Raw genomic sequence first — 14,297 nt, forward strand, 5'->3', positions numbered from 1 at the left:
CAAAAAAAGAAAGTGAATATCATTCACTTTCTTTCGTAATTTTGAATAACCAGTGATTACTCTTTGTCTATCATATTTTGTAGATCTGTATCTGACATTCCGGATACAACATTGGAATAATCCGGCAGATTTTCTCCGGCTTGCGCCGCTCCATTCTCCAATGTTTCAATCTGCTTGTTCAGACTGTCCACTTCTGCACTCAGACTGTCTATCGTTGAATTCTTGCCAGCCAGTTCTTCACTGTAGGTTTTGATCAGTTGTTCATTCTCCACTCGAAGCTTCTTTTTCTGTCCCGGTAAAATAAAGAAACAGAACAAAAGCACACCGAACACCAGTCCAAGCAGCATATACAATCCCGAATACTTCGCCAGACTGACCTGTCCGAACTGACCTGTCCGAACAACACTCGTATCCTTCTTTGCCTTGATCTCCTGAAATACATTTTTCTTCTCTATCTTCTTTGGAGCCCTGCCATCTTCCGTCACAACGATCTCTTCCAGATAGTCGTCATCTAACAGTCCGTCATTATCGACATTCTGTTTGCGCATCTCGATAATATTTTCCTCTGTATCTCCCATCTCCCGCAGATAATGTACTGCCAGAGAATTTGCCTTGTCAATCTTCAAAACACGCCGCAGTGTCACTCTCGCCTTCTCATAATTATCCGTTCCGATATAAAGCAGTGCTAAAAGCAGATAGCCTTTCACGAAATGCGGATTATCAGAAAGAGCACTTTTTAACTGCAGGATTGCAAGATCATAATCTTCGCTGTGTGCATACTGGATTGCCATGTTAAATTTTCTGGCAAGCTGATCCACACTCTCCAGACGTGCAGGGTCTTTTTTCAGTTCCTTCAGATACTTTGCCGCAAGGTTGTTCTCCGGCTGATAGTTGATACTCATAACCCATTCAGCCATCGCCTGTACCGCTTCTCCCATCTCATAATAGATCAGTCCCAGGAGATTTCTCGCCTGCACATTCCGCTTGTTGTACCGAAGTGCCTGCAGCAGAGATTCGATTGCACCGGACAGATCTCTGGCAGATGCCCGGTCATATCCAATATTATAATAATAATTGGATGTATTCTGTGCCTTCTTCAACATCGACAACGGAAGGTAACATTCCGAACAATATCCATTTTTCCGAACCTGTGCACCACAATGTGGGCATAACACCGGTCGCATTGTTGTTGCCATCTTATCTTCTCCTTGTCCGAACCGCTACGGCATTATCCAAAATACTGCCTGTATTTCTCAAATCCTGTGTCATCTGCAATACAATATCACTGATGTCCTTCAAATCATTGCTGTAAATTGCTTCCTCCGCCTGATTCACTTCCGGAATCGGCGAGAAACGCTTCAATTCTTCTTCGAAATTTATCATACGGTTTCCTCCCATATGTCTTTTATCTTTCCAATCAAATACAACGAACCAACGCAGAGCAGCATGCTGTTTTCTGTTTCCAGTGACTGATACGCCTGTGTAAAACAGGTCCTGATATCGTCCTCCGCATACACATGAATCGCACGTTGCGACTTCTTCGCATACTGTCGGAACAATGCGGCAATATACTCTGCCGAGATTGCCCGGTCGGAGTCAAGGGATGTCACATACACCGATCCAACCTCTAAGTTCTGCACCAGATACGCGATCATAGGTTCATAGTCTTTGTCACCGGCAACAGCAAATAACAGTGTCTTCTTCCGATCCGGGTATCCTGCGTTTACACTCTCCACGAATCGTTCCATTGCACTCTCATTGTGTGCGCCATCAATTACCAGATTATCTGCCAGCAGTTCCATGCGCCCAGGCCAGACGAACGCATCTAATGCAAGCTGTATATTCTCCTGCGCAAGCTCCGTGCCGAGCAGTATATGACACGCAGTAATTGCAGTCACAGCATTGTCTACCTGATAGGCAGCTACGCCGGATAGCCGCAAACCATTGTAACTATAATAGCGGCTGTGCATAGAAAAATCAATGGTTTTATCTGTAAATCCATCGATATTATACTCCACATTTGCGACATTAATTGCTTCTGCCGCAAGCGACTCTGCCCGATTTTTTACAACCGCATCCGCCTCCAGACTTCCCGTATGATACACTACTGGAACACCGGTTTTTATGATTCCTGCTTTTTCTCCGGCAATCGACTCTATGGTATTGCCCAGATATTTCATATGGTCAAATCCAATCTGCGTAATCACAGTCAGCACCGGAACAAGCACATTGGTTGCATCCAGTCTGCCTCCAAGCCCGGTCTCATAGATTACAAAATCCAGCGGGAGACTTGAAAAATATACAGCGGCCATAGCAAACAAAAATTCAAAATACGATAAATGCTGCAGGTTCTGCTGCACAGCTTCCTCGCATGCATTTCGCACGATCTGATAGCTTTCCACGAATTCCTCATCTGTGATTCCCTCGATCCGCTCTGTAATCGAAACAAGATGTGGCGATGTAAAGGTTCGAACACGATATCCCTCCTGCGTCAGAATAGATCGGACAAACTGCACGGTAGAACCTTTCCCGTTCGTTCCTGCAACATGAATTGCCTTGTGTTTTAAATGTGGATTGCCAAGCAACGCAAGCACGGCCTCCAAATTTTCATTTCCTGATTTATTTCTCCCCTCTGTATGCGGTCCAAACAGCGGGATCTGGTTAATATATGCTTCTGCCTCTTTTAATCTGCTCTTCATAACCAATTACTTCCTTTTATAACCTTATACCCTTGATGTCTTAACGATTGTCTACCTTTTCCGGATACAGATCATGATGCACCAGACGGTCATATGCGACCTGTTCCCAATTTGTACCCAGACGTCCATAATTACAATATGGATCAATAGAGATTCCTCCACGTGGTGTAAATTTACCCCAGACTTCAATATACTTCGGATCCATCGCCTTAATCAGATCTTTCATGATTGTATTTACACAGTCCTCATGAAAATCTCCATGATTCCGAAAGCTGAACAGATACAGCTTCAATGATTTACTCTCCACCATGCGCACATCCGGCACATAAGAAATATAAATCGTTGCAAAATCCGGCTGTCCAGTAATCGGACAAAGACTTGTAAATTCCGGACAATTGAACTTTACAAAATAGTCATTGTCCGGATGCTTGTTCACAAATGTTTCCAAAATATCTGCCGAATAATCCGATGGATATGCGACATGCTGATTCCCGAGAAGGGAGATTCCATTTTTTTCGTCTTCTGTTCTAGACATTTCTATCACCTCATAATCGTATCATTTTATTCAGGTGAAACGAATAAAGTATCTGCTCTTTCACCTTTTTTCCTGTCAATTGTTCTATCACTTCTGCATAAGAAGCAAGCTGTGCCTTATAACGCCCAATCAGTGTTTCTTCATCTGCTGCATCGGTCTTATAATCCATCACGACAGCCTCTTCGTCCTCATAAAAATACGCATCAATAATACCCTGCACTATAAGCATATCGTCTTCGTCTACATTATAAACCTCTGATACTGGAATTCCTGCCGAAAACTGCCGTTCCTTGTACAGATTCCCAAGACGCGCAGCCTCTATCATACGGCATCCAAGCTCAGATTGCAACATCTTCGTGACTTTGCTCTCCGAGATTGCCCGAATCTCCCATGCATCCATAATTTCTTTTTTTAGCAATTCTTCTTTTAACCGCGCAATATATGCAATCAGATCCATATCCGGTTCCACTGTCTCAAAGGGAAACAGTTCCATGAATTTATGAACGATTGTTCCCCGTTCTGCACCAGATAATGGCATGTCCTTATCTGGAATCTGCTGTTGTTTCTCTTTTCGCATTTGTTTTCTTTTTTCCTGCTCCGGCTGTTCAAACTCCGTATTGATATCATAGCCTTTTCCATCGTAAGCTTTCATCTTCTTTATATCCGAGATTGAGAGTTTCGCACCATAGGTTGTCATCGCTGCATGCGGATATTCATACGAATAGCTCGCCTGATTTTTCTCATAAAATGCCCCTTCTTCTACCTTCATAGCAAGCTGTCGGATATCAGCAAGCGCCATCCGCTGCCTTATCTCTTCCGGCTGAATTGCAGTCAGTATCTGTTCCTGATTCTGAATCTCCAGGCAGATTGCATTCTCCACTTCATACATTCCGGCAAGCTGATCATAGCGTTCCATGCAGGCGACCAGATGCTTCACATAGCTGTCCGCATTTTTCCGTATATTATACGGCAAAAGGGCCGGTTCCATATCCTGTACATACGCGTATTTTTCAAATATCTGCTCTGCTCCCCGCACACTGGCTGTCAGTATAAGCTTTTCTTTGGCCCGCGTCATCGCCACATACAGCACACGCAGATTTTCTGCCATCATTTCCTCTGATTCCAGAGCTGCATAGATGCTTCGGATTGCAGTGTTATGCTTATATCGTCCCGTCGGATGCATCGCCATTGCCGCAAGATAATAATCCGGGTGTACCTGAACATTTTCCGCAAGCTCTGACCGGTTAAACTGTCGTCCCATACCGGCAACGAATACAACCGGATATTCAAGTCCTTTGCTTTTGTGTATACTCATAATCCGGACAACATCCGCATCCTCACTTAACGTACTCGCTTCCCCTTCTTCCTGCTCTATCAGCTTCAGCTTATCCACATAACGAAGGAAGTGGAATAACCCCTTGTAATAACCATTTTCAAACTGCACTGCCTTCTGTAAAAGCATATCCACATTGGATCTTCGGATATTTCCTGCCGGCATAGCCGTCACATATTCATAATATCCTGTCTTGCGCAGCAACTCCCATATCAGCTCCGATACAGATATGCGTTGTTTTTTCTCCTTTAGCTCCCCGATCAGATCAAGTATGCGTTTTATCTTCTGTCCAAGTGGGGTATCTTCCTGGTCTTCCGCATAATACGTGCAAATATCATACAGACAGAGCTTTTCTGTCACTGCTGCCCGCACCGTCGCACAAACATACGCAAGTTCCGATTCATCCAGACCACCGATCGGGGACAATAAAACCGCGGACAACGGGATATCCTGTCTGCTGTTATCAATCACCGCAAGCATCGCCATGATGACCTGAATCTCAACCGCCTGAAAATATCCCTTCGCCTTCTCCAGATACACAGGAATCCCCTGTGCGGTCAGTGCATTATACAGGATATCTCCATAATCCCGTACACTTCTTGCTAAAATTACAATGTCCCTGTACTGCACGCTTCGATACTGTTTTTCTTCTTCATCATAGATCTGAATTCCATGCTTCTCATCCATCAATGCACGAATCCGGTTTGCTATCATATAGCCTTCCAGTGTATCCTTATCCGGAGAACCATATGCACGGATCTGTTCATCCGTCAATTTTCCCGCGTCATCTACGTCGGCAAGCAATATTTCCACCTGATCGGAAATCTGTGCCCCCTCTGGCGGTGCTTCAAATATCTTTCCCGGGACAAGTGCCTGTTTTTCGTCATAGTCGATTCCTCCAAGATCACTTCCCATCAACTGATAGAAAAAATAATTGATCGCATTCAGCACAACCGCCCGTGAACGGAAGTTATGATTGAGTTCGATCTTGATCTCGCTGCCCTCTTCCTTGTAACGGTTATATTTTTTCACGAAGATCTCCGGTCTTGCCATCCGGAATCGATAAATGCTCTGCTTCACATCGCCTACCATAAACATATTGCAGACACCGCGCCATTTTCCGGATACGGCTGACAGAATATCCTCCTGCAGATAGTTGCTGTCCTGGTACTCGTCGATATAGATCTCTGTATATCGGTTTGAAATCGTCTTTCCTATCTCTGTCGGAACCGCACATCCGTCTTCATCATAACCGGCACATACAAGCTGGTATGCCATATGCGAGATATCTGAAAATTCCAGCATTTTACGTTTTTTCTTCTCCTGCATAAACAACGCAACAAACTCTTCCGTAAGAGAAAGAAGCGGAAGCAGATAGGTTTTCAGAAGTTTCATATCCGCAAGCACCTGCTCATCCGTCTGACGGAAATAATCCAGTTTCTTAGGATCAAATTCATCCTTGTACTCTTTTCGAAGTGCTTTACAACGCTCCTGAAGCTCTTTGTCTCCTGTGAATTTCTTTCTGGATAACGCTGCCCATTTCGTCTCTGTCGCAAGCTTCATCGCACTGTAACAGTCTGCCTGTTGAATCGCACACAGCTTCTCCATATCTGACACGATCTGCTCCCGGTAATGCGCCGGTCCGTCCGCCATATCACAGATATCAAGACACTGACCGGCAAGCTGTTTTGCTGCCGCTGCCTTTTTATGCAGGACCGACAGAATTCCCTGCATCCATGCAGTATGATTCAGATCAACCACCGATGATATCTGCAATGCTTCTCTTGCCTCTTCGAGAAACCTCTGCGGATCCGGAAAACTCGACATCTGCATATAAATCCGATTGATGATTTCCTTCAGTTTGTCATCTTTTTTTCCATCAGAAAACAATTCCAGCAAATATGCAAACTCTGTGTTTTCCTGCACCTGCAGTTCTTCGTATTTTTTCTCAAAAAGCTCCGTCAAAACATCGTATTTTAACAACTCAAGCATTCCCGGATCTCCGATTCCAACCGAAGGGTCCAGATCCAAATAGCTGAAATACTCTTTCACAATATTCAGGCAGAAGCTGTCTATAGTAGTAATATCCGCACTCTGTATCAGAAGATTCTGTTTTGCTATATGTTCTGATTCCGGATATTCATTCAACGCTTCTTCCATCTTCCTGCGTAATTTTTCCTTCATCTGTGCCGCCGCTGCCTTTGTAAATGTCACAACCAGGAACGAACTGATATCCACCGGATGTTCAAGATCGATTACCTTCTGATAGATACGCTCGACCAATGTTGCAGTCTTTCCAGAACCTGCAGCAGCAGACACAAGAATAGTCTTATCTCTGTCTTTAATTACTTTATCTTGTTTTTCTGTCCACGGCATACGTTTCGCATCTCCTCCAACAACTGCTGTGTGTCCTTTGCACTGTGCTTTGTATTATGATACCGGTTTTTTCCATATTTTTCATCGAAACGGCAGACGTCCTTATATGCACAATATTCACAGGCTTTCCCGTTCGTATCCTGTTTTGGATTTTTATCTATCACGCCTTTTTTTATCTGTGCTACAAGATCAACCGCTTTGTACTCCGCATAAGAAAGCACCGTCTCAAACTCATCATCTTCTTCTCGCTGCATCCCTTTATATCCAAGTTTCTTCTCACGCAGTTCTTCCGCCTGCGCCACGGAATCCGCCTCCACATAAGGATCCTGCATATGATAGTAATACATGCTTTCTGTATTGATCTGATACTGATCTTCTTTTTCACGGTTTTGGTTCCACTCCTGATCAACCATCTCCCGCATCACATTTGTATAGATTGCGAGTTGCAATTCCAGACCCTCATATAACTGCCCAATATCAAAATCATGCGCACCGGATTTGTAATCAATCACACGCAGACCTATCGTCTGGTTGTCTTTATCCACATACAGATCCCCACGATCCACGATGCCCGCAAGCGTCATTGTCTCTTTTCCCACTGTCAGTTTCTTTTTAAATGCGTACTCAAAATACACCGGCTGATACGCATCATCCATCATGGACTGCAGTTTCTTCACGGTTCTTTTTCCGATTCGGATCAGGCTTTTTTCAAGAACCGCATATTGTCCATTATCAATCTCCTGTCCTTCATACTCCTTGTTAAAATTCTCCCGCACAAATTCTTCTATCTTCTGATCCCGCAAAGCATCTCCGACTTTATCCCACTGATTGCCCATCTGATCCCGTACGTAGCAAAACATCTGCTCCATCGCACCGTGAAGAATCATACCGACATTCCGGTTATCAATCTTTGCTATCTGCCGCTCCTCGAGATGAAGGATATATTTTAAGAAGAATGCATACGCACAGCTCGCATACTGTTCCAATTTTGAAACCGACATTGCCATGCGCTGAATCTGAATCAATTTTGCGACATCTTCTGCAAGCGGCTCAGGTAAATTCTGATAACGCATTGCAGCAAGCATTGACTCAATCCGGCTCGTGTCTCTATTTTTCAGATATAACTTATAAAGTTGCAATGTCTCCGATTCGTGTATATGATTGCCCGCGAGAAGCTCCCTGATTCCGATAATCAGAGTTTCAAATCCCGCCTGTCTGGTCACAATCCGGTTTGTCAGACTATTTCCATGCTGTTCCTTCAAATCCGGGAAAATCCGATGAATCCGATCTAAGATATAAGATGGACGCATAGTCTCATTTGATGCACTCATATTCACATAAGACAGATAGAGAAGGTCCTTCGGCTTCGTCATATTCTGGTACAGATAAAAATGCTCCGTAAAGCTATTTACCCGCTCGGTTGGTGCCATGTGGATTCCAAACTCCAGCAGCCGTTCTTTCTCCCGATCGTTAATGATCTGGCTTCGTTTTGCACGTTTTGGGATCACACCATCATTTACACCGACAATAAACAAAGCTCGTATGTCATCCAGTCTCGTCCGGATAATATCTCCGACAACAAGCATATCCAGTGTCGGGGGAATCACTCCCAGACTGACATCCTTCATACCAACCGCAAACAATTCTTCAAGCTCTGCTATCTCAATGTCATCCTCCGGCATAATCTCTACCATCTTATCGAAAATCTGACAGATTTTCTCATATAATCCATCATCCTCAAACCGGTGTTCCATCGAGAGCATATCCATCAGCACATACACCGCCTCTACCATCTGGGATACGGTTTTCTTTTTTCCAGAGCAAGCCTTATAAAATGGCCCAAGCACCTCCATGACAACCTGACGGAGTTCCTCCATCGTCGTATCTTCCCCATCCTTAAATGCCTGGCTCCAGCTCCGAATACCCTTTTTCCCCCGCGCAAGAACATAGTTTTCCAACGCTTCGATTTCTTCCTGCTCCAGATCCTTCATCACTCCGGATTTCAGGAACGCAAACACACTGTCATAACTGAAATTTTCCTCTACAATTCGAAAAGCATGTGTCAGTGCATCTACACACGGATGATTTTTCACCGGCATTGTCATGTCGATAAAATACGGAATATCATACAACGGAAATATCCGCTGAACAAAATCAGCCGTTTCTTCCAGATTTCCACTCACAACTGCGATATCCCTGTAACGGTAACCCTGATCCATCACAAGACAACGGATCTGCTCTGCAACCCCTGTTACCTCCTGCGCCGGATTATCGTAACTTATTATACGGATTGCCTGCTTATCATCTGTTCCTGTATGATATGGATAACGAAACAGATTTTGTTCCAGATGTGCAAGCGGATGTCCTTTCTCCCAGCGTCTGCAGCCATCTTTTCCAATAAAGATCGTATCCGCGACTACCACATGTGCTTTCTCCGCTGTAAGCAACAGCTGATCAATCGTCTGTCTGGTAAGTGCAAATAGCTCATGTTCTCCAATATGTTTCTTCGCATAGGCTGCCACATCCATCGTCAACACAATTGTCACTTTTTTCGCTCTTCGCAGCAAGACGGAAATCAGCTTCAACTGAATCGGGGTAAATCCGGTAAATCCATCTAAGATAATCTCACTTTCCGCAATCAACTGTGACTTCTCCGCCGCTGCAGTCAAAAGCTCCAGCATCTGTTCTGCCACAATAAATGCATTCCCCTTCTTCTCCTCAAAGGTCGCAAATATCAACAGCATATCCCGCAGTTTTTCTGAGAGCACTTTATCCTCTCCGGTATCTCCCAGACTCCGCAAAGCCTCCGCTAACCGTTCCCGTGAAATATCATACTGATATACTTCCGACATCAGAGACTTCGCCTCATCGATAAATCCTGCCTTATCCAGGCTTCCTGCATACAGGGATAACTGGTCTTTCTTTTCCTGTGCTGCCTTACGCAGTAACATAGATTTTCCAAAATCCTCCAGCACTTTCTGCGGCTTGATGTGAAGCTCATCGAAAATACGATACGCCAATCGGTTGAATCCGATTACATCAATCTGAAAACTGCCTCCCCGCGGATGTTTTTCAACTAATTTTCTTTGGATTTCCAGAGAATACTGCTCCGGAACCAGAACAATCATATTTTTACGCTCGTCCTGCATCGTCTGCCGGATGATATCTTCATATATATATTCGGATTTACCTGCCCCACTCGAACCCAATATAAGCTGTAATGCCATGTGTTCCTCCGTCAAAATGAAAAGCCGGAAGTTTTTCGCTCCCGGCTTTTTGATTACTGTTGTTTAAATAACTGATCCTTTACCTGATCCATATCCGGATACCAGACGCCTTTGATCTTAATGAAGTCAATATTCACTTCCATATACTGCCGTCTCACGCCATTTATATCCTTCATTGTTCCACGAAGTCCAAGTTTTAAGGTAACCCCTTCTTTTGCATCCGCGGTCTTTCCATGTTCCACCTGAATCCGGTCATTGAATGTATCCACATCGGAACTGCTCCATTCCTGCGTGTCAATAATCTTAATGGATGTATAATTTGTTTCCTGCACATATGGGAGAATATCTTCTACCAATGCCTTATTCGCCGTAATATAGGAAGGTACCAGATTCTGCAGTTTCTCACTGTCGTCTTCGTTAACTGCTGTCTGAAATGCCGTAACAGCTTCTTTATAAGTCTCAGGTCCATTCGGTTTTAATACAACCTTCGTAACAAAAAAATAGATTCCTACAACAATCGCGATAAAAATAACGAATTTGAAAATCGTTCCGAACACCTTACCTATACCGCTGCCACCACTCTGTTTCCTGTTCAGTTCCTTATATTCCTTTACTTCTTCTTTTGTAATTGTAACCGGTTCTGAACCACCAACACTGTTACCATCAAAAATATCTCCATAATCATCAGTTGGTGTATATGCCCGTTGTTTCTCAGCTTTCTTTCCGTTCTCACCTTTCAATTCCAGACTTGTCTTCATCTTGACAACCGGACGTCCACATTCCGGACAGATCGTAACCCCGTCCTGCACATGTGCTCCACATGATTCACATACAGCCATACTACTTACCCCTTTCTTCTGTATCATATATCATATAGTATATCTCACAAAAACGCGTAATTCAAGAGATTCTTTCTTCCAGATAAAAAAGGCAAAAAAAAAGGATACAACCTGTATCCCTAAAAGCAGTTCGTAGGGGAATCGAACCCCTGTTTTCGCCGTGAGAGGGCGACGTCTTAGCCGCTTGACCAACGAACCATCTTGAAACCTTTGTTACTATAACAAACATATAGAAGTTTGTCAACAACTTTTTTAATTTTTTTTAAATTATTTCGATCATGGCATATTTTTGTAAAGATATGCCATGACCAAACAGCTTTATTTCGACTTTTCTGGCCGATACAGAATATCCACAAATGTATTAACACTCTGCTCACAGATATCTCTTGTCGTCTCCTGCTTCACAAGTATGTAGCGGTCGGTATGTCCCTTCATCACATAAACCGGCTTCCCATTCTTATCGATGCAGTCATACTCTTCCATCAACACTGGTAACAGTTCACCGGAGAACTGTGCTTCATACGCCGCCTTCTGGTTTGCTGTCAGTTCCAATAAAACATTACTGCGCTTTTCTTTCACCGCATCACTCACCTGATGTTCCATCGTCGCAGCAATCGTGCCGCTCCGCTTCGAATATTTAAACACATGCATCTCATAGAGATTCAGTTTCTCCAGATTTGCCACAGTTGTTGTAAACTCCTCTTCTGTCTCACCAGGGAAACCAACGATCACATCCGTTGCCAGTGCCGGACGGTCATATGCTTTGCGGATCATCTCACATTTTTCCATATATTCTTCAATCGTATATTTCCGGTTCATCCGCTTTAATGTCTCATTACATGCACTCTGCAACGACAGATGGAAATGCGGACACACCTTATCCAGAGCTGTGATACCATCCAAAAATTCCTCTGTAATCACACGCGGTTCCAAAGATCCCATCCGGATACGCCGGATTCCTTCCACTTTTGCAACTGCCTGCAACAGCATAAGAAGCGATGTACCATCCTCATCCTCATAAGAAGATAAATTAATACCTGTAAGCACAACTTCCTGTACACCTTCCGCGGCCAGTCCTTCTACTTCCCGCACAACATCTGCAAGCTTCCGGCTTCGAATTCTGCCCCTCGTATACGGGATGATACAATACGTGCAGAAATTATTGCATCCATCCTGCACCTTGACATAAGCACGGCAGCGCTCATTTGGTTTTACGAGTGTCATCTCCTCATACTCATTTGTATGGTTGATATCAATGACAACTTCATGCATGGAAGTATCTTCATAATATTCACTTAAAATATGTGCCACATCTTTTTTACAGTTATTTCCAATCAATATATCAATGCCAAGGTCTTTCGCCAGAGCCTCCTCTGCTGCCTGCACATAACATCCCGCCGCCACGATCACAGCATCCGGATTCTTCTTTTTAGCACGGTGCAGCATCTGTCTCGACTTTCGCTCTGCCATATTTGTGACGGAACATGTATTGACGATATATACATCCGCGAACTGTGAAAATGGTACAATCTCACAACCGTTTTTCTTCAATATATCCATCATACTGTCTGACTCATATTGATTCACCTTGCAGCCGAGTGTACAAACTGCTACTTTTTTATTCAAAATATTCACATACATTTTACGCAAATTTCTCCTGCTGATTCTTGACTTTTATAGTGTAAACTTTTATTATAGTAACATAGATAAAAAAAGTGCGAAAGATATTTTTTTGAGATTATTTTTCGCTTTCATAATATACAAGGAGGTTACAATATGTTAAAAGTTAAAATTTCTCTCAACTCTATTGATAAGGTAAAAAGCTTTGTAAACGACATCAGCGGTTTCAATGCAGAGTTCGATTTGGTTTCCGGCAGATACGTTATTGATGCAAAATCTATCATGGGTATCTTCAGTCTGGATATTTCAAAGCCAATCGACCTGAATGTTCACACAGAGAAAAATACTGAGGACATCATGGCAGCTTTAAAGCCATATCTTGCTGAATAATTCACATTTGTTCCGAAACGAAAAAACCTCCCGTATGGGAGGATTTTTTTTCATTATTATTCTGTCAGATATTGAATCATACCTGGTCCGAGTGTATCGGTTGGACGCTGTATAAATCCATGCTTCTCATAAAATGGTTCTCTTCCCTTTGCGCACATCAGGCAAAGCATCATGGTACTTTCTTCCTCTCGAATTGCCTCCACATACGCCTTCAGTTTCTGAATGAGCATAGACCCGATCCCAAGCTTCTGCACCTGCGGGATCACGATCAGATCCTGAATATAACAGACTACCGCACCGTCTCCGACAACACGTCCCATACCAACAACCTGTCCGTCCTCATCGACCGCTTTTACCTTATACAGACAATTCGCAAGCGCCTGTGTCGCCTGCTTGTCTGTGAGTTTCTTCCATCCAACCTTCTCCCGAAGCGTCAAATATTCTTCCAGAGAGATCTCATTTTCCACGAGTGTTATCATGTCTTCGTCCTTCTTCTACCGTCATTCATACACTACATCCGCATAGGAATGCCGCGTTCCGATAAATACGCTTTGAGATCCATGATCTCAAGCTCCTTGTAGTGGAACAGTGATGCTGCAAGCGCAGCGTCTGCCTTTCCTTCTGTCAGTGCATCATAGAAATGCTCTTTTGTTCCTGCACCACCGGACGCAATCACCGGAACCGATACGTTCTCTGCGATCAGTCTGGTCAACTCCACATCATAGCCTGCCTTCGTTCCATCACAGTCCATGCTGGTAAGCAGAATCTCACCGGCGCCAAGCTTATCTGCCTGCATCGCCCACTCGATCGCATCAAGTCCTGTATCGACACGTCCACCGTTCTTAAATACATTCCAGCCACTTCCATCTTCTCTTCTTCGTGCGTCGATCGCAACGACCACACACTGACTGCCGAACTTATCTGCGGCATCACTGATCAGACGTGGTGTATTAATGGCTGATGAATTGATACTAATCTTATCGGCACCCTCACGCAGGATTGCCTTGAAATCATCAACGGTACGGATACCGCCTCCAACTGTGAACGGAATAAATACCGTCTCCGCTACCTTGCGCACCATATCGATCACAATATTTCTCGAATCTGAAGATGCTGTAATATCCAGAAATACAAGCTCATCTGCCCCCGCCTTATCATAGGCTGCACCAACCGCAACCGGATCACCTGCATCCTTTAAATTCACAAAATTGATACCCTTTACAACCCTGCCGTTATTGACATCCAGACAAGGAATAATTCTCTTTGTATGCATACTCT

11 protein-coding genes and 1 tRNA gene are annotated in these 14,297 nt (G+C 43.8%); 1 reads left to right on the plus strand and 11 read right to left on the minus strand.

All coding sequences use genetic code 11. From position 1 onward, the window contains the following. Positions 1-56: 56 nt before the first annotated feature. The 9 genes from KP625_RS04745 to mtaB all read right to left on the minus strand — a co-directional run bounded on the left by KP625_RS04745 (position 57) and on the right by mtaB (position 12,644). On the minus strand, positions 57-1,196 hold the full coding sequence (locus tag KP625_RS04745; RefSeq protein WP_177970502.1) for a tetratricopeptide repeat protein: 1,140 nt from the start codon (positions 1,194-1,196) through the stop codon (positions 57-59). 1 nt (position 1,197) lies between these two features. Continuing rightward, positions 1,198-1,383, minus strand: a complete 186-nt coding sequence (locus KP625_RS04750) for a hypothetical protein (RefSeq protein WP_177970503.1) — start codon at positions 1,381-1,383, stop codon at positions 1,198-1,200. Then, positions 1,380-2,699 carry a bifunctional folylpolyglutamate synthase/dihydrofolate synthase gene (locus KP625_RS04755; protein ID WP_238299592.1) on the minus strand — a complete coding sequence of 440 codons (1,320 nt, stop codon included), beginning with the start codon at positions 2,697-2,699 and terminating at the stop codon, positions 1,380-1,382. Before KP625_RS04755 ends, KP625_RS04750 begins: the two co-directional genes overlap by 4 nt. A gap of 40 nt (positions 2,700-2,739) precedes the next feature. Next, positions 2,740-3,234 (minus strand): preQ(1) synthase, encoded by a 495-nt coding sequence (gene queF / locus KP625_RS04760; protein WP_238299593.1) that lies wholly within the window; start codon positions 3,232-3,234, stop codon positions 2,740-2,742. 10 nt (positions 3,235-3,244) lie between these two features. Continuing rightward, a complete protein-coding gene (gene addA, locus KP625_RS04765) occupies positions 3,245-6,943 on the minus strand; it encodes a helicase-exonuclease AddAB subunit AddA (RefSeq protein WP_238299594.1) in 3,699 nt (1,232 codons plus the stop codon). Further along, on the minus strand, positions 6,913-10,170 hold the full coding sequence (locus KP625_RS04770; protein ID WP_238299595.1) for a PD-(D/E)XK nuclease family protein: 3,258 nt from the start codon (positions 10,168-10,170) through the stop codon (positions 6,913-6,915). Before KP625_RS04770 ends, addA begins: the two co-directional genes overlap by 31 nt. A 53-nt stretch (positions 10,171-10,223) precedes the next feature. Continuing rightward, positions 10,224-11,036: a zinc ribbon domain-containing protein gene (locus KP625_RS04775; protein ID WP_238299596.1), complete on the minus strand. Its 813-nt coding sequence runs from the start codon at positions 11,034-11,036 to the stop codon at positions 10,224-10,226. Positions 11,037-11,135: 99 nt separating this feature from the next. Beyond that, positions 11,136-11,207: transfer RNA gene (locus KP625_RS04780), tRNA-Glu, on the minus strand. Positions 11,208-11,327: 120 nt separating this feature from the next. Continuing rightward, entirely contained in the window at positions 11,328-12,644 is a 1,317-nt protein-coding gene (mtaB, locus tag KP625_RS04785) for a tRNA (N(6)-L-threonylcarbamoyladenosine(37)-C(2))-methylthiotransferase MtaB (protein WP_370641417.1), read from the minus strand. 141 nt (positions 12,645-12,785) lie between these two features. On the opposite strand from mtaB, the gene KP625_RS04790 reads away from it, so the two are divergent. Continuing rightward, entirely contained in the window at positions 12,786-13,019 is a 234-nt protein-coding gene (locus KP625_RS04790) for an HPr family phosphocarrier protein (protein ID WP_238299598.1), read from the plus strand. A gap of 56 nt (positions 13,020-13,075) precedes the next feature. Here KP625_RS04790 and KP625_RS04795 read toward each other — a convergent pair whose 3' ends face one another. Both KP625_RS04795 and hisF read right to left on the minus strand, forming a co-directional pair. Then, positions 13,076-13,498 (minus strand): GNAT family N-acetyltransferase, encoded by a 423-nt coding sequence (locus KP625_RS04795; protein WP_238299599.1) that lies wholly within the window; start codon positions 13,496-13,498, stop codon positions 13,076-13,078. 32 nt (positions 13,499-13,530) lie between these two features. Further along, positions 13,531-14,292 carry an imidazole glycerol phosphate synthase subunit HisF gene (gene hisF, locus KP625_RS04800; protein WP_238299600.1) on the minus strand — a complete coding sequence of 254 codons (762 nt, stop codon included), beginning with the start codon at positions 14,290-14,292 and terminating at the stop codon, positions 13,531-13,533. Positions 14,293-14,297: the final 5 nt, after the last annotated feature.

Origin of the sequence: Eubacterium sp. MSJ-33 (assembly GCF_022174665.1) — a bacterium.
GTDB lineage: Bacteria > Bacillota > Clostridia > Lachnospirales > Lachnospiraceae > Coprococcus_C.